Source organism: Pseudomonas sp. MM213, from assembly GCF_020423045.1.
Classification (GTDB): Bacteria; Pseudomonadota; Gammaproteobacteria; order Pseudomonadales; family Pseudomonadaceae; genus Aquipseudomonas; species Aquipseudomonas migulae.
The window spans coordinates 5,307,527-5,327,530 of record NZ_CP081943.1; the positions used below are offsets into that span (position 1 = coordinate 5,307,527).

Here is a 20,004-nt window from a genome sequence, read left to right on the forward strand (position 1 = left end):
GGAGCGAGGCTTGCCCGCGAAGGGCTCACCTCGGTTCTGGATCAGTCCATCGGCCCATAACGCTTGGCCGCTTCAATCGCCAAACCACTGCCGATGCTGCCAAAGATGTTGCCTTCCACATGCCGCGCATTCGGCAACATCGCCGAGACGCTGTTGCGCAATGCCGGAATCCCGCTCGAACCACCGGTGAAGAACACCGTATCCACCTGATCGACCCGCACGTCGGCGTCGTTCAGCATCTGGGTCACGCTGTTGCGCACGCGCTCCAGCAAGTTGTCGATGGCCGACTCGAACAACGCCCGGCTCAACTCCACGCTCAGGCCCGGCTCGATGCGGTCCAGCGGCACATGGCGGCTGTCGGCGTGGGTCAGCTGGATCTTGGTTTCTTCCACTTCCATCGCCAGCCAGTGCCCGGCGCGTTGCTCGATCAGCTTGAACAGACGGTCGATGCCGCCGGTGTCTTCGATGTCGTAGCGCATGCTGCCCAAGGCCAGGGTCGATTTCTGCGAATACACCGAGTTGATGGTGTGCCAGGTCGCCAGGTTCATGTGGTGGCTGGTCGGCATGTAGGCGCCGCTCTTCATGCGGCTGCCGTAGCCGAACAGTGGCATCAGGCCTTGCAGGCTCAACTGCTTGTCGAAATCGGTCCCGCCGATGTGCACGCCGCCGGTGGCGAGGATGTCCTCGTGACGGTTGTCGTGGTTGCGGCGTTCAGGAGACAGGCGCACCAGCGAGAAGTCAGACGTACCACCGCCGATGTCGACGATCAGTACCAACTCTTCCTTTTCGATGGTCGACTCATAGTCGAACGCTGCCGCAATCGGCTCGTACTGGAACGACACATCCTTGAAACCGATGGCGCGGGCCACGTCCACCAAGGTGTTTTCCGCTTCCTGGTCAGCCATTTCGTCGTCATCGACGAAGAACACCGGACGACCCAGCACCACTTCATCGAACTCGCGACCAGCGGCGGTTTCAGCACGTTTCTTCAACTGACCGATGAACAACCCGAGCAAGTCCTTGAACGGCATCGCCGTGCCGAGAACGCTGGTGTCGTGCTTGATCAGCTTGGAACCCAGCAGGCTCTTGAGCGAGCGCATCAGCCGGCCTTCGTAGCCTTCCAGGTACTCGTGCAGCGCCAGTCGGCCGTACACCGGGCGGCGCTCTTCCATATTGAAGAAGACCACCGAGGGCAGGGTGATCTTGTCGTCCTCCAGCGCGATCAGCGTTTCCATGCCGGGGCGCAGCCAGCCGACGGTGGAGTTGGACGTGCCGAAGTCGATACCACAGGCACGGGCTGGAGATGCGTTTTTCATGTCTATCAGGTTCCGGTTAAAAAACGGCCGCGCAGTGTATGCCAGTGCGGCGCAGATTCGAAGGCCGACTATCCGCTAAATCTCGGTAATTAGCGCCTTGATAAGATGGCCCCATGCCCCAAACTTGTCTGCATTGGCCCTGGCAGCCATTGGGATGGTCAAAAGAACCGCCCGCCGCTGCCGATAAACTTCTGATACGCGCCCCGGTCACAATCTTGAGATCGGTCAACCCTGCGGCTGCCAATGAGCGCATGCTGCCGGTGATGGCGCGATTTTGATAATGGATGGTGATTCCACGATGGACTTCAAAGACTATTACAAGATTCTCGGTGTGGAACCGACCGCGGACGATAAGACGATCAAGGCGGCTTATCGCAAGCTGGCGCGCAAATACCACCCCGACGTCAGCAAGGAAAAGGACGCCGAGTCCAAATTCAAGGACGCGTCCGAAGCCTATGAAGCGCTGAAAAGCGCCGACAAGCGCGCCGAATACGACGACTTGCGCAAATACGGCCAGCACGGCCAACCGTTCCAGGGCCCGCCGGGTTGGCAGGGGCGTGGCGGCGGTGGTTTTGGTGGCGGTCAGGACTCGGGCGATTTTTCGGACTTCTTCAGTTCGATCTTCGGTAACCGTGGTCCTGGTTTTGGTGGTGGAGAGTCGCGTCGCAGTGCCGGACGTCGAGGGCAAGACGTGGAAATGGAACTTGGAATCTTTCTGGAAGAAACCCTCTCGAACGAATCGAAGAAGGTCACGTTCCAGGTGCCGCAGTACAACGCTGCCGGCCAGCACGTCAGCAACACCAGCAAAAGCCTGAACGTTAAAATCCCCGCCGGCGTGACCGACGGCGAGCGCATCCGCCTCAAAGGCCAGGGTGCACCGGGCATCGGTGGTGGCGCCAACGGCGACTTGTTCCTGATCATTCGCTTTGCGCCGCATCCGAAGTTCGACGTCGAAGGCGAGAACCTGATCATTACGCTGCCGCTGGCTCCGTGGGAATTGGCGTTGGGCACCGAAGTGGCCGTGCCTACACTGACAGGCAAGATCAACCTCAAGGTGCCGGCCGGTAGCCAGAACGGCCAGCGTATGCGCGCCAAAGGCCACGGCTTGTTGAACAAGGCCGGTCAACGCGGTTATCTGTTTGTGCAATTGAAGGCGGTCATGCCAAAAACCTCGAACGACGAGGTCAAGGCGTTGTGGCAGGAACTGGCGAAAAAAGCCGCATTCGACCCGAGAGAAAACTTCTGATCCAAGAGACGGAGTAGCCCATCATGAGCAACCCCCTGATCGTTCAACTGGACATGGCAGAATTCTGTGAGGCGACCGATTTGTCGGACGTCTACGTGATCGAAATCGTCGAGCACGGCATCCTCGAACCTCAGGGCAAGCAGCCCAAGGATTGGCGTTTCACCGATTATGAGCTGGCGCTGGCCAAGCGTGCCGCCAAGCTGCGGCACGACCTGGAGCTGGAGTGGGAAGGCGTCGCCCTGGCGCTCGACCTGCTTGAAGAGGTGCAGCAACTTCGGGCCGAGAACCGGATGCTCAAGCAGCGGTTGGCGCGACTGGTTGTCGAATAGCTGAAGCGAATTCGATTCCTGTAGGAGCCGGCTTGCTGGCGATGAACGATGATGCGGTGAGTCAGACAGACCGCGTTGCCCCCATCGCCAGCAAGCCGGCTCCTACAGTTCATGACCGTGCACGGCGGTCTATCTCGGCAACACCACGGTAAATAGTGTCCCATCAACTTCGTTCGAACTGACCTCGATCGTCCCGCCGTGCGCATCGACCACTTCCTTGACGATGAACAATCCCAGGCCAAGGCTGGTGGACGGCTGGCCGAGTTCTTCATCGGCGCTGCGTACCAGCGGATCGAAGATCGTGCCGATCGCGTCTTCGGGGATCGGCGCTCCAAAGTTATGCACCGTTAGACGAACGGTGTCTGGTTCGCCGGTGAGGGTCACCGTCACATCACGTTTGTTCGACCCATGCTGCAACGCATTGCCGATCAGGTTTTGCAGCAGTTGCGCCAGGCGTCCGGCATCCCACACGCCTGTCGTGTCGCCCTGTGCATGAACTGTCGGATCGCATTCGGGATTACCGGCACAGGCTTCGGCAATCGCTGCGTGGGCGGCATCGGCCAGGTCCATCGGCTTCGGTTCAATTGGCAGGCTCTTGCCCAGGCGACTGCGCACCAGCTCCAGCAAATCGCCGACCATCACCGCCATGTGCCGCGCGCCGCGTTTGATATTGATCGCACAAGCCAGGGCATCGCCTTCAAGCGTGGTTTTGCGCATCAGCATTTCGGTGGACAGGCTCACGGCCTGCAAGGGGGCACGCAGGTCATGGCCGAGAATAGCCAGGAAGATATCCCGCGAATGATTGACCTGTTCGGCATAGGCCGCCGTGGATTCGGCAAGGGCTTCATCGATGGCTTCATTGAAACGGATCATGTCCTGGAAGTAGGCGAGGTCCGGTGATTCCAGGCTGTTGACCCACAACCGGATCACACAGGCGCGCAGGTGACGGAATTCGCTGGTCATCTGCATCAGATCGAAGCCCACGGTATGGCGCAGTTCACCATGACTGGCGCCGGCTTCGTCCAGGCTCGGGGTTTTCTCCGGACCTTCGCCCCTGGCCTTGGCGAGTTGCTCGCTGGCTGTTTGCGCGGTGGTCATGTCCCGCGCTGCTGCCAACAGAATTTCCCTGGCGTGATCACGCAAGGCCACTCGATCCATATTTTCGGCCGCCGGGGTAATCGTTCTGGCGAACTGCTCCCATTCATCGACGATACGGTCTACGTGTTGCCTGATGAATTCGGATAGGCGCATGGTCGGTTTCCTGATGGCAATCCGAGGCATCTTAGCCCCTTTGGCACCCCCTAAAAACTACCACTGCGCCGGCGACCATTCTTTAGTGGCCCCAGGGTGCTAATTAAATATTTTTTAGATCCTGAAATTAAATGCATTGTTGGGCTGGCGCGGTTTTCCAAGTGGTTTTTTAAGCTTTTGTTTTTAATCGCACTCAATAGTCTGGTGGTTCTTTTCATCGCATAAGGATTTGCGAAATGAACGAACTATCGGACGCTCCGGCGTTGCAAGTTATTACCGGGCATGGAAGAAGCAAAGCCAACGTTCATCATGATTATCTGCTGGGCAAACTGCCTTCGCCGCTAAAAGACGCACCTGTTTCGCGACTGCTTACGATGGCCGATTCGACCGCGGATTTTCCACAGTGGTATTTGAATGCACGCGCCATCGACCGTCAGTACCTCAAGCAACTGACGGATGAGCGCTGGCGCCTTCAGGTCCCGTTGGACGACGTGTTGGAGAATGTACAGCGGGACATGCTTGCCTTTGCCGAACCTTTGCTCGTTAAAGCATTAAAGGACCAGCTGAATCTGGAACTGGACGTCAATGCGACGCTCATTCGCCTGTACATCCCGGCAAAACTGGGCTTTGGCATCGATACCAATGCCAGTCGGCTCAGGCAATCGACGTTGCTGGAAGCGGCGCTTCACAATTTCGAGGCGCCTGAAACGCAGGCCGGTGCGTTTCGCGATGGCTCCGGCATCTTCACCCGGGACCACGAAAACGAGTTACAGCGGCATGCGCTGACGGTCGAACAATTCGCGGCCCTGTGCCGGACGCTTGATATCGGCGCGCACTATCAGCGTCACCTCAAGGCAGCACTGATGCCCGAAGATATCGCGGCCAAGGCAATAATCGAGCGGCATCGCATGGCCAGTGAAAAAGCCATCTTCAACGAATCTGCGCTGATCGCGTATTTGAAAAACGACATCAGTTCCTATGGCTACGGGAAACTTCAGCAAATTCGTGACAATGAAAAAGGCATCGCGTGGAATCATCGTCCTTTGCAATGCCATCGACTTTCGTTAATGGGCTTCAGGATGTCCGGCATCCTGTTGTTCAGTGCAGTGGCAGACCCCACTGAAGTTAAAAGAATTTACGACAGTCTGGTTCCCCGGCACCAACGCACACTGATGGAATGGTCCAGGCGTTTGACGCTGCTACCGGGCCAGGAGTTTGAGCAGTTCAAATTACTCGAAGCGTTTTTCGCCAATGGCCCCAGCGGTCTCGTCGAAGCCACTTTGCAAAGGGAAGATGGTTTTCAACAAAGCCGTCTCGACGGGACGTTGATCGCTTATGTCCCGGATGATCCTGACCACCCTTTCAAAGAGTATGCGTCCCTAACGGACTTCATGAAGGAACTGACGAGCCAGTTGCGCTCGCCGGACTATCAACAGTTTTTCAGCCGATTCGTGGCACAAAAAGACCATGGCAAATTCTTTGCCCGGGTTCGCGAGCGTTTCACCACGTTCACCTGGACGCAACGTGAGCCGCTGGACATGGGGCCGTGGTGGCGAGAGACCGCGGTTGAAAACGCCAACGCAGAGCCCATCACCAACATCATTACTGGCGATATTTGGCCGCAAATCGGTCGCTGGCGCAGGGACAAGGCGATTGCGGGTGCGCGGCACATCGCGGTGCCGACCGACGATGAAGACGCGACCACCCGCTGGAATCGGTTGACCAGCTATCTGAGCATCGGCTGGAACGTGTTCAACTTCGGCTCCATGTTGGTTCCCGGGCTGGGCGAAGCGATGCTGGCGGTCATGGTCGGGCAGATGCTGTTCGAAACCATGGAAGGTATCGAGGCGTGGAGCAAGGGCGACAGGGACGAAGCGGCGGCTCATCTGACCGGTGTCATGATCAATTTCGCGCAACTGGCAATCATGGCGGCGGGGCATGTGTTGCCCGCCGGTGCGGCGGCGTCGGTCAAACCGTCGGCGTTTATCGATCGGTTGCAAAAGGTTGAGTTGCCTGACGGCAAGACACGCCTCTGGAAGCCGGACCTGTCGCCCTACGCCCATGACCTGACGTTGCCGAAAACGGTGACGCCAGGTGAGCAGGGGCTGTTCCGGCACAGCGAAAAAACCATCCTGAAGCATGAAAACAAATACTTCGAAGTCAGAAACGACCCACTCACGGGCCAGCCACGCCTGCAACATCCGGATCGGCCGCAGGCGTATCAACCCACACTCGAACACGACGGTGCCGGTGTGTGGAAGACCGAGCTCGACCGACCCGTCGAGTGGGGCAAAATCACGCTCATGCGGCGTCTGGGGTTGGCGGTTGAGGATTTGTCCGAGGCCACGTTGGAGCAGATTCGTATCGCCAGCGGTGTCGAAGAAGACCTGTTGCGACGGCTGCATGTCGTCAACGAACCACCGCCCGCGCTGCTGACCGACACGATCGAACGCTTCAAGATCTGGGCTGATGTGCAAAAGCTGCCCGGGCAGATAGTGCTCGATGAGGTTCCCGAAGCGTTCATCGAGCAGGTGCCCCGTTTGCTGGTGGAGCTGCCGGGCTGGCCTGAGCAAAAAAGCATCGAGCTTTTTGACGACGCCGAGCAGTCGGGCCGCTCGATCAAATACGGCAATCTCGACGCGTCGCCGGCCGATACGCTGAGGATAAGCCGTGCCGAGGTCGGTGCCGGGAAACTTCCGGAGCTGGCCGTGAAGTTTGTCAATGAAGCCGACATCCATTCGTTGTTCGGACAGAGTATTTCCACTGACGAGCATATCCGCATCGACGCCTTGAAAAACAGGCTCGCGGGGCGGGCAGGCAGTCATCCGGGACCTTTGTTTGACGCGCTCAATCGCCGTTTGCAGCAGACAGACAATCGGCAAGTGCCGGCGCTTCAGGACGCCTTCAGCAACCTCCCGACGGTGATCGCCCGTGAGTTGCTGGCTGACATCGAACCGCAAGACTTACTCAAAATCACCGAGTCTTCGCGCATTCCCTTGCGGCTCAGAGAGCGCACGCGGCTGGCCTTGCGCACGTTACGCGCCGCACGCGCTTACGAAGGGCTTTTCCTCGATGTCGCGTACGGCGTCGATAGCGAGCGATTGGCGTTGCACTCGTTGCAAGCGCTGCCCGACTGGCCCGAAAACGTGCGCATCGAAATCCGCGAATACTCATTCGACGGACCACTGCGCGACAGTGTGGGCCCGGCAGATGCCGCCGTTCGCCGAGTCCTTGTCAGCGAGGACGGTCAGTACCAGGCCCGCGATGCCGATGATCTTCATCTGCATGGGGCCGATGACCTTTATGCGTCTATGTTGCATGCCCTGCCTGATGCTGAGCGCAACGCGCTGGGGTACCGGATCAATCAAGGCACGACGCTCAAGCACGCCATTCAAAAAACGCCATTGCCACGGGACAGGTTCAACGCGCTTCTGGCGGATAACCCTGTTCGAAAACCCGCGTACGATCCAGCCACGATGCGTCTGCGTGGCGGCATGCGCGGGATGGCTCAAGGTCTGCGTCGAGTTCAGGGGCAAATAACGCCGCAAGAGCGGGTTCGCGTCGTTCGGCCCGGATGGACAGAGGCCGAAGCTCAGTCCTATCTGCAAGCGGGGGGCAGCGACGTCAGTCTTGAGCAGAGGGCGAGTGCTCTGGAGGAGGAGTTCGATCGGCTCAATGCCAATTTTCAACGTTGGCTGAGCTCGCCAACCGAAGCGTTCCGCTACACGTCCGCCGGTATCGCCGAATGGCAGTCCAGAAACGCGGTGTACAAAGCGGTCAGGGAATGTTGGCAGCAAATCGGCTTGCGCGATGTGGATTCGTACGGCGAGCTGCGAGGCGTCGTGCTCGACCTCGAGAACCTGCCGCTGGGGCGGCATCTGCGCACGATGCCCGCACTGGAGGGCAACTTCGATCACGTCACTCGCCTTAATCTGAACGGAACCGAATTGACCGACGCTCATGCTTCATTGCTCGATCATTTCCCCCGGTTGCGCTCTATCAACATCAACGGCAATTCGCTCACCCGCCTTCCTCGTGTCATCGGCCGCATGCGCGCGCTGACGGAGTTGAACCTGCGCGCAAACCGCATTGTCCTGGATGCACAAGGCGTCGCGGACCTGCGCAACCTGACGCGGCTTCAGATCCTGGACCTGCATAGCAATCCTCTGGGGCAGGTTCCGGATATTGGCAGCATGCGCGTGTTACATACGCTGATCCTGGCCGACACCGGCATTCGGACCTGGCCGGACGGCTTGTTCGCACAGCCACGGTTCCGGCATTTTTACCTGGACATGCAGCGCAACGAAATCACCTACGTGCCCATGGTCACGCGTGGCTCGGTCCAGGCGGAATTGCTGGCGCGCACGTTGTTGAGCCGGGAGCCGGAGTTTTTGCCGGCCTTCAATCTGCAGACGCTCAGGGAGTACATCGCGTCCGTTGGCATGGACCCTGATCGACCGTATCCGCCTCGTGGCGTGCGCGACAGCCTCGACTGGGAAGCTGGCTTGACCCGGCCGGAGTGGGTGGCCAGACAGGAGGTGTGGAACAGCGTCGAGGATGAGCACGGTTCGGTTGGCTTCTTCAACGAGATTCGCAAACTCACCGAATCGGGGCATTTCAATCGCGACCCCGGGTTTCGGGTCGACATGACCGCCAAGGTCTGGCGAATGCTCGATGCGATGTCGAAAAATACCGAGCTGCGGCAAAAACTCTTCACCCTGACCACCGTGCCCACGGCGTGCGTCGATGCTGGGGCGCAGCTGTTCAACGCCATGGGGATGGAGGTCTTGATTCATGAAGCTTATGAACTGGCAAATCCCGCGCTGGTCGAGGGTGAGCTGGTATCGCTGGCGCAGGGCAAGTCACGTCTGGATGAACTGAGCAGGATTGCCCGCAAAACGATTTCCGAGCGCGAGGCGATGGGTGAGGAATTCAGGCGCGTCAATGCAGCGGGCGAGGTCACCGGCACGATTGATGAGGTTGAAGTTCACCTGGCATTCATGACGGATCTTGCCGACCGGTTGGACCTGCCCTGGCAGTCGCGAAAAATGCAGTTCAGAAAAATCGCCGGCGTCACGAACGCGATGATCGAAGATGCATTCCATCGTGTACGGAACCTTGAGGCGGGTGAATTGCTCGACGATTTGCTGATCGAGCAGCCGTTCTGGTCATCCTATGTCGAGGGTTCCAACCGGGGGGTTATCAAAGGTTTCAGACGCCGGATTGAAGCCACGATTGAGTTCTACTCAGCGCTTGAAAAACGAGCATCCGACACAACGCTTTCCCTTGAGCAAAAGGCACAGTTGAAGGAAGAGCTCAGGGTGCTCGGTGCTGAGTTGAACAAACCGGAAAGCGCGTTTGCGCCGGGACGGGTCATGACCGAAGCGGAATACGCCGCCGAGCTGGAAGTCATCGACGAAGACAAGAAAGCCTTTATCAAAACATTCACACGCCAGGCAATCGAACGGGCAAAACTGCAACGGGTAGAAATCCCTTTCACCGTACAGCCGAACAGTTGATCGCTGCGGCTTTGCATCGGAGCCTGGCCAGCCAGGCTCCGGTGATTTGGCCGATTAAAACAGGAAGTAACGCTGGGCCATCGGCAGTACATCCGCGGGCTCGCACCAAAGCAGAACGCCGTCGGCCTTGACCTGATACGTCTGCGGGTCGACATCGATACTCGGCAGGTAGTCGTTGTGGATCAAGTCGGTTTTCTGCACGTCGCGGCAGCCTTTGACCACAGCGATTTTCTTCTTCAAGCCCAGCGCTTCGGGAAGTCCTGCCTCCTGCGCCGCCTGGCTGATGAACGTCAGGCTGGTGGCGTGCAACGAGCCGCCGTAGCTGGCGAACATCGGGCGGTAGTGCACCGGTTGCGGCGTCGGAATCGAGGCGTTGGCATCACCCATCAGGCTGGCCGCAATGGCCCCGCCCTTGAGGATCAACGTCGGTTTTACCCCGAAAAACGCGGGGCGCCACAGCACCAGATCCGCCCATTTGCCCACTTCGACCGAGCCCACTTCATGGCTGATGCCGTGGGTGATCGCCGGGTTGATGGTGTACTTGGCGATGTAGCGTTTGGCGCGGAAGTTGTCGTTGCCTTGGCCATCCCCCGGCAGTGGGCCGCGCTGTTTTTTCATCTTGTCGGCGGTTTGCCAGGTACGCGTAATGACTTCGCCGACGCGGCCCATGGCCTGGCTGTCGGAGCTGATCATCGAGAACGCGCCGAGGTCGTGGAGGATGTCTTCGGCGGCAATCGTTTCGCGGCGGATGCGGCTTTCGGCGAAGGCCACGTCTTCGGCAATGCTCGGGTCCAGGTGATGGCAGACCATCAGCATGTCGAGGTGTTCGTCGATGGTGTTGCGGGTGAAGGGCCGGGTCGGGTTGGTCGAGCTTGGCAGCACGTTGGTGAAACCGCAGGCCTTGATGATGTCCGGGGCATGACCGCCACCCGCGCCTTCGGTGTGATAGGTGTGGATGGTGCGGCCCTTGAAGGCGGCGAGGGTGGTCTCGACGAAACCGGACTCGTTGAGGGTGTCGGTGTGGATCGCCACCTGCACGTCGTACTGATCGGCCACCGTCAGGCAGTTGTCGATACTCGCCGGGGTGGTGCCCCAGTCTTCGTGCAACTTGAGGCCGATGGCGCCGGCCTTGACCTGCTCGATCAACGGCTCCGGCAGGCTGGCGTTGCCTTTGCCCGTCAGGCCGATGTTCATCGGGAAGGCGTCCGCCGCTTGAAGCATCCGCGCCAGATGCCATGGGCCGGAGGTGCAAGTGGTGGCGTTGGTCCCGGTGGCCGGGCCGGTGCCGCCGCCGATCATGGTGGTCACGCCGCTCATCAGCGCCTCTTCGATCTGCTGCGGGCAGATGAAGTGGATGTGGGTGTCGATGCCGCCGGCGGTGAGGATCATGCCTTCGCCGGCGATCACTTCAGTGCTGGCGCCGATGGCGATGGTGACGTTCGGCTGCACGTCCGGGTTGCCGGCCTTGCCGATGCCTGCCACGCGCCCGTCCTTGAGGCCAACGTCGGCCTTGACGATGCCCCAGTGGTCGATGATCAGCGCGTTGGTGATCACCGTGTCGACGACTTCGGCGGCCAGCAGCTGGCTTTGGCCCTGGCCGTCGCGGATGACTTTGCCGCCGCCGAATTTCACTTCTTCGCCGTAGGTGGTGAAGTCTTTTTCCACCTCGATCCACAGCTCGGTGTCGGCCAGGCGGACCTTGTCACCGACGGTGGGGCCGAACATGTCGGCGTAGGCTTGACGGGAAATCTTCATGTGCTTGCCTTAGGAATTAATTGAATGGGAGATCGCATTCGCGGGCAAGCCTCGCTCCTACAGGGTTCGTGCTGCGGAGACACATGACCTGTAGGAGCGAGGCTTGCCCGCGAAGAGGCCGGTACAGGCTGCACATGACTTAGAGGTCACCCATGACCCGCCCGGCAAACCCGAACACCCGGCGATGCCCGGCCAGGTCCACCAGCTCGACCTCGCGGCTCTGCCCCGGTTCGAAGCGCACGGCGGTGCCGGCGGGGATGTTCAGGCGCATGCCGCGACTGGCAGCGCGGTCGAAGGTCAGGGCGTCGTTGGTTTCGAAAAAATGGTAGTGCGAGCCGACCTGGATCGGCCGGTCGCCGCTGTTGGCCACCTTCAGGCTGACGGTGCGGCGGCCGACGTTGAGTTCGATGTCGCCGGGCTGGATCTGGTACTCACCGGGAATCATCAATGGGCTCCTTGGAGAATCTTGTAGTAGAGGGCGGTCGGCTTGTAACGACCGCTCGGGTCGCAGGCGTAGTCGGGAATTTCTCCCGCACGGGTGTAGCCCAGGGCCTTGTAGAAATCCTCGGCCGGGGAACCGGCTTCGGTGTCGAGGTAAAGCATGCCGCGCTTGTGCTGGAGCGCGGCCTGTTCCAGGGCGCTCATCAATTGTTGGCCCAACCCACGGCGGCGCGCGTGTTCACGCACCAGCAGCTTCTGCACTTCGGCGCGGTTCAGTCCGTTGGCTTTCTGGCACAAGGTCAGTTGCACACTGGCCTGCACTTGCTCGTCCTTGACCACCACCCACAGCAGCACGTTGCCCTTGTTCAGCTCCTCTTGAACGCCATCGAACCAGGCGCGTGCCTGTGTGGCATCCAGATCGGCCATGAACCCGACACTGGCGCCATAGCTGACCGCGTCGAGCAGCAGATCAATCAAACCCTGACGATAGTGCGCAAAGCTTTCAACATTGACACGGCGCAGTTGGGCGGCGTTCATCGGGCATTACTCCTTGTTGGCGGGCGGCGGCTCCGCGCCAGGATTGAGGGTCAGTTGCATGAAGGTCAGGTCCAGCCAGCGACCGAACTTGGTGCCCACTTGAGGCATTTGCCCGGTGGTCACGAAGCCGACGCGTTCATGCAGGCGGATGGAAGCGGCATTGCCGCTTTCGATGGCCGCGACCATCACATGCTTGTCGCAGCCTTTGGCGCGCTCGATCAACACGTCCATCAATTGCGGACCCAGTCCATTGCCGCGTTGATCGCTGCGTACGTAGACCGAGTGCTCGACGGTGTGGCGGAAACCGTCGAACGGTCGCCAGTCACCGAATGAAGCGTAGCCGAGTACATTGTTATCGCCGTCGACGATCACCAGGATCGGATAGCCCTGGGCTTGCCGGGTGCTGAACCAGGCCTGGCGGTTGCCCAGGTCCACGGCCTGTTCGTTCCAGATCGCCGTGGTGTTGAGCACGGCGTCGTTGTAGATGTCGCGGATTGCCGGCAGATCGGCGTGCACCGCATCGCGGATGTGGTAAGTCATGGCGCGGCCTCAGGCGATGGGTTGGTGGACGGTGACCAGTTTGGTCCCGTCGGGGAAGGTGGCTTCGACCTGGATCTCCGGGATCATTTCCGGGATGCCTTCCATCACTTGTTCGCGGCTGAGCAGGGTGGTGCCGAAGTGCATCAGCTCGGCCACCGTCTGGCCGTCACGCGCGCCTTCGAGCAGCGCTGCGGAGATGTAGGCCATGGCTTCCGGGTAGTTGAGTTTCACGCCGCGCGCCAAACGCCGCTCGGCCACGAGGCCGGCGGTGAAGATCAGCAGCTTGTCTTTTTCGCGTGGGGTCAGGTCCATCGTTTGGAATCCATAATCGGCAGATTAAAAAATCACTACAACCTCTGTAGGAGCGAGGCTTGCCCGCGAATGCTGCGCCTCGGTTTAACTGATTGACCGCGTTATCGTTCTTCGCGGGCAAGCCTCGCTCCTACAGGGGGATTGTGTTCAGGTGCTCCATATTCTGGGTGGGACGGCTTCTCGACCGAGCAACGCAGGCCTGAGCAATCGCCACAAATCAATCAACCAGCCTCGCGCCAACAGCGCCTCGCTGGCCAGGCACCGAGCCACTAACAGGCCCGGCAACTGCGTCAAATCCCCGCGTACGTCATTGGGCAGCGAGCGACAGGTTTCCAGCAGTTCACTGTCAATCTCCCCCGTCACCAACAACGTCGCAAACACCGGTTGCCCATCCAGGCCAATCGGCGAATCGAGCAACCCGTCATCACCGACAATGCGCTGGCGTTCGTGCCAGAGCAACTGGCCGTCGCGGCGGATATCCAGCTGCGCCTGAAAATGCCCGAGGTCAAAGCGCTCGCCACTGGCCGGACGACCCAAGGCGACGACGTCCCAGTAAAACAACCGCGCATCGCCTTCAAGGTCGATGCAGGTGCTGAGCTCCGCTTGGGCGGCGCTGAAAATGATCGTCTCTTGCGGCAACCACTCCAGTGTCGCGCCGGCCGCCACTTTCAAACTCAGTTGCTGATAGGCGGGGCCTGCCGCCCGATACCACTTGGCCGCGCCGGGGCTGGTGATTTGGGCCCACGCATCGCGGCCAACGCTGGCGCTGATGTCCAGCCGATCACCGCTGGCAATCCCGCCGGGCGGATGCACGATGATGTGCTGGCAAACCTCGGGCCCTTCGGCGTACAGATGTTTTTGCACCCGCAACGGCCCTTTATGCCGACGCTGAACCGGGCGCGTGGTGTCGCCAAATCGGGCGTAGCCCAGTTCCAGCTCGGCGTGCCAGCTAGGCGTGAACAGCGTTGTGTGGGCAGGTAAATTCATGATGTCTAATTATCGTTAGGACGCTACAGATTAGATCGTAACCAGACCGCGCACACCCTCGGCTTCCATATTTTCGCCGCGGCCCTGCTGCACGATCTCGCCGCGGGACATCACCAGGTATTGATCCGCCAGTTCAGCGGCGAAATCGTAGAACTGCTCCACCAGCAGAATCGCCATGTCGCCGCGTGCCGCAAGCTTCTTGATGACCGCGCCGATCTCCTTGATCACCGACGGCTGGATGCCCTCGGTCGGCTCGTCGAGGATCAGCAGCCGAGGACGGCTGGCCAGCGCCCGGCCGATTGCCAGTTGCTGCTGTTGGCCACCAGACAGGTCACCGCCGCGTCGTTGCTTCATTTGCAGCAACACCGGGAAGAGCTCGTAGATGAACGCCGGGACTTCTTTCGCTTCGCTGCCCGGAAACCGCGACAGGCCCATCAGCAGGTTTTCCTCCACCGTCAGCCGACCGAAAATCTCCCGGCCCTGAGGCACGTAAGCGATCCCGGCATGCACCCGCTGGTGTGGCTTGAACGTGGTGATCGGTTTGCCTTCCCAGTTCACCGCGCCTTCTTTGGCCGGCAGCAAACCCATCAGGCATTTGAGCAGCGTGGTCTTGCCCACACCGTTGCGCCCGAGCAGGCAGGTGACTTCACCGACCTTCACGTCAAACGTCAGGCCGCGCAGGATGTGGCTACCGCCGTAGTACTGGTGCAGCTTGTCGACTTGCAGCATTTCTGAAATCTCCTCAATCCCTGTAGGAGCGAGGCTTGCCCGCGAAGGGGACCTCAAGGCCGCCAAAAGCTTCGCGGGCAAGCCTCGCTCCTACAAAAAGCAAATAAGCGAAAAGCCACAATCAGCGACCGAGGTACACCTCGATCACCCGCTCGTTATCCTGTACCTGCTCCAGCGAGCCTTCGGCCAGCACGCTGCCCTGGTGCAACACGGTGACGTGGTCGGCAATCGAGCCGACAAACCCCATGTCGTGCTCCACCACCATCAGCGAATGCTTGCCCGCCAGGCTCTTGAACAGCTCGGCGGTGAATTCGGTTTCGGCATCGGTCATGCCCGCCACGGGTTCGTCGAGCAGCAGTAATTGCGGGTCTTGCATCAACAACATGCCGATCTCCAGAAACTGCTTCTGCCCGTGGGACAACAGGCCCGCCGGGCGATTGACCGAGGTGGTCAGGCGAATGGTCTCCAGCACTTCGCTGATGCGATCTTTCTGTTCGCCACTCAGGCGAGCCCGCAGGCTGGCCCACACCGACTTGTCGGTTTTCTGCGCCAGCTCAAGGTTTTCAAACACGCTCAACGCTTCAAACACCGTCGGCTTCTGAAACTTGCGACCGATGCCGGCCTGAGCAATTTGCACCTCGCTCATCTGCGTCAGATCGAGGGTTTCACCGAACCAGGCTTTGCCATGGCTGGGGCGCGTCTTGCCGGTGATCACGTCCATCAGCGTGGTTTTGCCCGCGCCGTTGGGACCGATGATGCAGCGCAATTCGCCGACGCCGATGTACAGGTTCAAATCGTTCAGTGCCTTGAAACCATCGAAGCTGACGCTGATGTCTTCCAGGGTCAGGATGGTGCCGTGGCGGGTATTCAGGCCGGGGCCGACGCGTTGCCCGAGGCCGATGGCATCGCGGCTGGTGCCGGCGTCCTTGTTCGGCTGCGGTGGGTAGAAAGCCGGTTCAAGCATGAATTCAGCCGTCGCAGTCACTCTCATTGGTCACCCCTTTTCTTCAGCAGGCCGATCACGCCTTTGGGCAGGTACAAGGTCACGACGATGAACAGCGCGCCGAGGAAGAACAGCCAGTATTCGGGGAACGCCACGGTGAACCAGCTCTTCATGCCGTTGACCACGCCGGCACCGAGCAACGGACCGATCAGCGTGCCGCGACCACCGAGTGCGACCCAGACGGCGGCCTCGATGGAGTTGGTCGGCGACATTTCGCTCGGGTTGATGATGCCGACTTGCGGCACGTACAGCGCCCCCGCGAGACCGCACAACACGGCGCTCAAGACCCAGACAAACAGCTTGAAACCCCGTGGATCGTAACCGCAGAACATCAAGCGGTTTTCGGCGTCGCGCAGCGCGGTCAGCACTCGACCGAATTTGCTTTGCGCCAGACGCCAGCCAATGAACAGGCTTGCCACCAGCAACACCACCGTGGCGAAAAACAACACCGCACGCGTCCCCGGTTCGGTGATGCCAAAGCCAAGAATGGTGCGGAAGTTGGTGAAGCCATTGTTGCCGCCAAACCCGGTTTCGTTGCGGAAAAACAGCAGCATCCCGGCGAAGGTCAAGGCCTGGGTCATGATCGAGAAATACACGCCTTTGATCCGCGAGCGGAAGGCAAAGAAGCCGAACACCAACGCCAGCAATCCAGGCGCCAACACCACCAGGCACATCGACCAGAGAAAGCTGCTGGTGCCGGTCCAGTACCACGGCAATTCGGTCCACGACAGGAAGGTCATGAACGCCGGCAAGGCATCGCCCGACGCCTGGCGCATCAGGTACATGCCCATCGCATAACCGCCGAGGGCGAAGAACAGGCCGTGACCGAGGGACAGCAGGCCGGCGTAACCCCAGACCAGATCGAGGGCGAGGGCGACGATGGCGTAGCAAAGAATCTTGCCCACCAGGGTCAGCGTGTAGGCCGAGACATGGAAGGCGCTGTCTGGCGACAACAGCGACAGCAGCGGCAACGTCAACAGCAAAACAAGGATCACCGCACCGACGGCAATCGTGACTTTGGGGCCGGCCTTTTGGCTGGCCGTGAGCATCAGGGGCTGGTTCATCAGTCGATCACCCGTCCTTTCAGTGCGAAGAGGCCTTGCGGACGTTTCTGGATGAACAGAATGATCAACGCGAGGATCAGGATCTTGCCGAGTACGGCGCCGATCTGCGGTTCGAGAATCTTGTTGGCGATGCCCAGCCCGAACGCGGCGAGCACGCTACCGGCCAACTGCCCGACGCCGCCGAGCACCACCACCAGGAACGAGTCGATGATGTAGCTCTGGCCGAGGTCCGGGCCGACGTTGCCGATCTGACTCAGCGCCACGCCGCCAAGGCCGGCGATGCCCGAGCCGAGGCCGAAGGCGAGCATGTCCACACGCCCGGTGGGCACCCCGCAGCAGGCGGCCATGTTGCGGTTCTGAGTGACGGCGCGCACGTTCAGGCCCAGGCGTGTCTTGTTCAACAGCAGCCAGGTCAGCACCACCACGAACAGAGCGAAGGCGATAATCACGATGCGGTTGTACGGCAGCACCAGGTTCGGCAACACCTGGATCCCACCCGACAACCACGCCGGGTTGGCCACTTCGACGTTCTGCGCGCCGAACACCAATCGGACAAGCTGGATCAGCATCAGGCTGATACCCCACGTGGCGAGCAGGGTCTCCAGTGGGCGGCCGTAGAGGTGGCGAATCACTGTGCGTTCCAGCGCCATGCCAATCGCGGCCGTGACGAAAAACGCCACCGGCAACGCGATCAATGGGTAGAACTCGATGGCTTGCGGGGCAAAGCGCTGGAACAGCAACTGCACGACGTAGGTCGAGTAGGCGCCGAGCATCAGCATCTCACCGTGGGCCATATTGATCACGCCGAGCAGGCCGAAAGTGATCGCCAGCCCGAGCGCCGCAAGCAGCAGGATCGAACCGAGGGACATGCCGCTGAAGGCCTGACCGAGCATCTCGCCGATCAGCAGTTTGCGTTTGACTTGGGCCAGACTGGTTTCGGCAGCCGTGCGCACATTGGCGTCGGCTTCGACACCCGGCTCCAGCAAACTCTCCAGTCGAGTGCGAGCCAGTGGATCGCCGGTTTCACCGAGCAGGCGCACAGCGGCAAGGCGTACGGCCGGGTCGGTGTCCACCAGTTGCAGATTGGCCAGCGCGAGGCTGAGCGCGGCGTGAACGTTTTCGTCGTGTTCGCCAGCCAGTTGCTGGTCGAGGAATTTCAGCTGCGCCGGTTTTGCGTTTTTCTGCAATTGCTGCGCGGCGGCCAGACGGGTTTTAGCGTCGGTGGCGAGCAATTGATGGCTGGCCAGCGCGGTGTCGATCAGACCCCGCAGGCGATTGTTCAGGCGCAAGGTTTTCGGTTGGCCGTCGACCGTCAACTCGCCTTGTTGCAGGGCGTTGATCAGTTCGATTCGGGCCGGGTCGGGCTGCGCGGCCCAGGCTTCCAGCAGTTTGGCTTGCTGCACAGGGTTGGCGGCGACGAAGTCTTCGGCGTCGCCGGCATGCGTGGCCATCGGCAACAGCAACGCGAGGGTAAGGATGAAACGGTAAAAAGCGGTGGGCATATCAAATGTCCTGGTCATACGCGGACCTTGTAGGAGCCGGCTTGCTGGCGATGGCGGTGCATCAGGCAAACCGTGTGATGCTGATCGCCAGCAAGCCGGCTCCTACAGGATTTGTGTCGGGCACGAACGATGTATTCGGCCCGACATCCAGGTGGCTTAGTTGCTCTTCACCGCATACTCCGGCTTCTTGTCGTTGCCAGGAATGAACGGGCTCCACGGCTGGGCACGGATCGGGCCTTCGGTCTGCCATACCACGTTGAACTGACCGTCCGCCTGAATCTCGCCGATCATCACCGGCTTGTGCAGGTGGTGGTTGGTCTTGTCCATGGTCAGGGTGTAGCCGGACGGTGCAGCAAAGGTCTGGCCAGCGAGGGCTTCGCGGACTTTGTCGACGTCGGTGGATTTGGCTTTCTCGGCCGCTTGCGCCCACATGTGGATGCCGACGTAGGTGGCTTCCATCGGGTCGTTGGTCACCGCTTTGTCGGCGCCCGGCAGGTTGTGTTTCTTCGCGTAGGCTTTCCAGTCGGCGACGAATTTCTTGTTCGCCGGGTTCTCCACCGACTCAAAGTAGTTCCACGCCGCGAGGTTGCCCACCAGCGGTTTGGTGTCGATGCCACGCAGTTCTTCTTCACCCACCGAGAACGCCACGACCGGAACGTCGGTGGCTTTCAGGCCCTGGTTGGCCAGCTCTTTATAGAACGGCACGTTGGAATCGCCATTGACCGTGGAGATGACCGCAGTCTTGCCACCGGCCGAGAATTTCTTGATGTTGGCGACGATGGTTTGATAGTCGCTGTGACCGAACGGGGTGTAGACCTCTTCGATGTCCTTGTCGGCCACGCCTTTGGAATGCAGGAACGAACGCAGGATCTTGTTGGTGGTGCGCGGGTAGACGTAGTCGGTTCCGAGCAGGAAGTAACGCTTGGCAGCGCCGCCTTCTTCGCTCATCAGGTACTCGACTGCCGGAATCGCCTGTTGGTTCGGCGCGGCGCCGGTGTAGAACACGTTCGGCGACATCTCTTCGCCTTCGTACTGCACCGGGTAGAACAGCAGGCCGTTGAGCTCTTCGAACACCGGCAGCACCGATTTACGCGACACCGAGGTCCAGCAACCGAACACCACGGCGACCTTGTCCTGGGTTAGCAACTGACGACCCTTTTCTGCGAACAGCGGCCAGTTCGACGCCGGGTCGACCACCACCGGTTCCAGCATCTTGCCGTTCACGCCGCCCTTGGCGTTGATCTCGTCGATGGTCATCAACGCCATGTCTTTCAAGGACGTTTCGGAGATCGCCATGGTGCCGGACAACGAATGCAGAATACCGACCTTGATGGTCTCGGCGGCCTGGACAGTCCAGGTCATGCCCATCGCGGCAATGCTTGCCGTGAGTGTAAAAGCCTTGATCAAGCTGCGACGCTTCATTGTGCGATCTCCATGAACTTATGAGTTTTCTTGGTTGGCAGATGCGGACTA

Annotated in this window: 16 protein-coding genes; 3 read left to right on the forward strand and 13 right to left on the reverse strand. The window is 60.1% G+C overall.

Going from position 1 to position 20,004, the window contains the following annotated elements; all coding sequences use genetic code 11:
* Positions 1–41: 41 nt before the first annotated feature.
* Positions 42–1,316: an Hsp70 family protein gene (locus K5R88_RS24155; protein WP_008031182.1), complete on the reverse strand. Its 1,275-nt coding sequence runs from the start codon at positions 1,314–1,316 to the stop codon at positions 42–44.
* 298 nt (positions 1,317–1,614) lie between these two features.
* Between K5R88_RS24155 and K5R88_RS24160 the strand changes: the two genes are divergently transcribed.
* Complete coding sequence (locus tag K5R88_RS24160; protein ID WP_226298491.1) at positions 1,615–2,562, forward strand: DnaJ C-terminal domain-containing protein; 948 nt, start codon at positions 1,615–1,617, stop codon at positions 2,560–2,562.
* A gap of 23 nt (positions 2,563–2,585) precedes the next feature.
* Entirely contained in the window at positions 2,586–2,891 is a 306-nt protein-coding gene (locus K5R88_RS24165) for a chaperone modulator CbpM (RefSeq protein ID WP_008038687.1), read from the forward strand.
* Positions 2,892–3,020: 129 nt separating this feature from the next.
* Here the strand turns inward: K5R88_RS24165 and K5R88_RS24170 are convergent, their stop codons facing one another.
* Positions 3,021–4,142: a sensor histidine kinase gene (locus K5R88_RS24170; RefSeq protein WP_226298492.1), complete on the reverse strand. Its 1,122-nt coding sequence runs from the start codon at positions 4,140–4,142 to the stop codon at positions 3,021–3,023.
* A 236-nt stretch (positions 4,143–4,378) separates the two neighbouring features.
* On the opposite strand from K5R88_RS24170, the gene K5R88_RS24175 reads away from it, so the two are divergent.
* Positions 4,379–9,661, forward strand: a complete 5,283-nt coding sequence (locus K5R88_RS24175; protein ID WP_226298493.1) for a dermonecrotic toxin domain-containing protein — start codon at positions 4,379–4,381, stop codon at positions 9,659–9,661.
* 54 nt (positions 9,662–9,715) lie between these two features.
* On the opposite strand, the gene ureC is transcribed toward K5R88_RS24175, so the two are convergent.
* From ureC to urtA, 11 genes are all read right to left on the reverse strand, one after another.
* Complete coding sequence (gene ureC, locus K5R88_RS24180; protein ID WP_207284749.1) at positions 9,716–11,416, reverse strand: urease subunit alpha; 1,701 nt, start codon at positions 11,414–11,416, stop codon at positions 9,716–9,718.
* Positions 11,417–11,555: 139 nt separating this feature from the next.
* Positions 11,556–11,861, reverse strand: coding sequence for an urease subunit beta (locus K5R88_RS24185; protein ID WP_192226951.1), 306 nt, complete (start codon positions 11,859–11,861; stop codon positions 11,556–11,558).
* Positions 11,861–12,394 carry a GNAT family N-acetyltransferase gene (locus tag K5R88_RS24190; RefSeq protein ID WP_008031197.1) on the reverse strand — a complete coding sequence of 178 codons (534 nt, stop codon included), beginning with the start codon at positions 12,392–12,394 and terminating at the stop codon, positions 11,861–11,863. Before K5R88_RS24190 ends, K5R88_RS24185 begins: the two co-directional genes overlap by 1 nt.
* 6 nt (positions 12,395–12,400) lie before the next feature.
* Entirely contained in the window at positions 12,401–12,934 is a 534-nt protein-coding gene (locus K5R88_RS24195) for a GNAT family N-acetyltransferase (RefSeq protein WP_008038694.1), read from the reverse strand.
* 9 nt (positions 12,935–12,943) lie between these two features.
* Positions 12,944–13,246: an urease subunit gamma gene (gene ureA / locus K5R88_RS24200; protein WP_007907366.1), complete on the reverse strand. Its 303-nt coding sequence runs from the start codon at positions 13,244–13,246 to the stop codon at positions 12,944–12,946.
* Positions 13,247–13,393: 147 nt separating this feature from the next.
* Entirely contained in the window at positions 13,394–14,233 is an 840-nt protein-coding gene (locus K5R88_RS24205; RefSeq protein WP_226298494.1) for an urease accessory protein UreD, read from the reverse strand.
* A gap of 30 nt (positions 14,234–14,263) precedes the next feature.
* Complete coding sequence (gene urtE, locus K5R88_RS24210; protein ID WP_008031204.1) at positions 14,264–14,962, reverse strand: urea ABC transporter ATP-binding subunit UrtE; 699 nt, start codon at positions 14,960–14,962, stop codon at positions 14,264–14,266.
* Between the two features lie 121 nt (positions 14,963–15,083).
* The gene (urtD, locus tag K5R88_RS24215) at positions 15,084–15,953 is read right to left on the reverse strand and encodes an urea ABC transporter ATP-binding protein UrtD (RefSeq protein WP_008038696.1); all 870 of its coding nucleotides are present in this window, start codon (positions 15,951–15,953) and stop codon (positions 15,084–15,086) included.
* Positions 15,950–17,029 (reverse strand): urea ABC transporter permease subunit UrtC, encoded by a 1,080-nt coding sequence (urtC, locus tag K5R88_RS24220; RefSeq protein ID WP_008038697.1) that lies wholly within the window; start codon positions 17,027–17,029, stop codon positions 15,950–15,952. The genes urtD and urtC overlap by 4 nt, the downstream gene beginning before the upstream one ends.
* On the reverse strand, positions 17,029–18,531 hold the full coding sequence (urtB, locus tag K5R88_RS24225; RefSeq protein WP_226298495.1) for an urea ABC transporter permease subunit UrtB: 1,503 nt from the start codon (positions 18,529–18,531) through the stop codon (positions 17,029–17,031). Before urtB ends, urtC begins: the two co-directional genes overlap by 1 nt.
* Before the next feature lie 156 nt (positions 18,532–18,687).
* Complete coding sequence (gene urtA, locus K5R88_RS24230; RefSeq protein ID WP_008031211.1) at positions 18,688–19,953, reverse strand: urea ABC transporter substrate-binding protein; 1,266 nt, start codon at positions 19,951–19,953, stop codon at positions 18,688–18,690.
* Positions 19,954–20,004 lie beyond the last annotated feature (51 nt).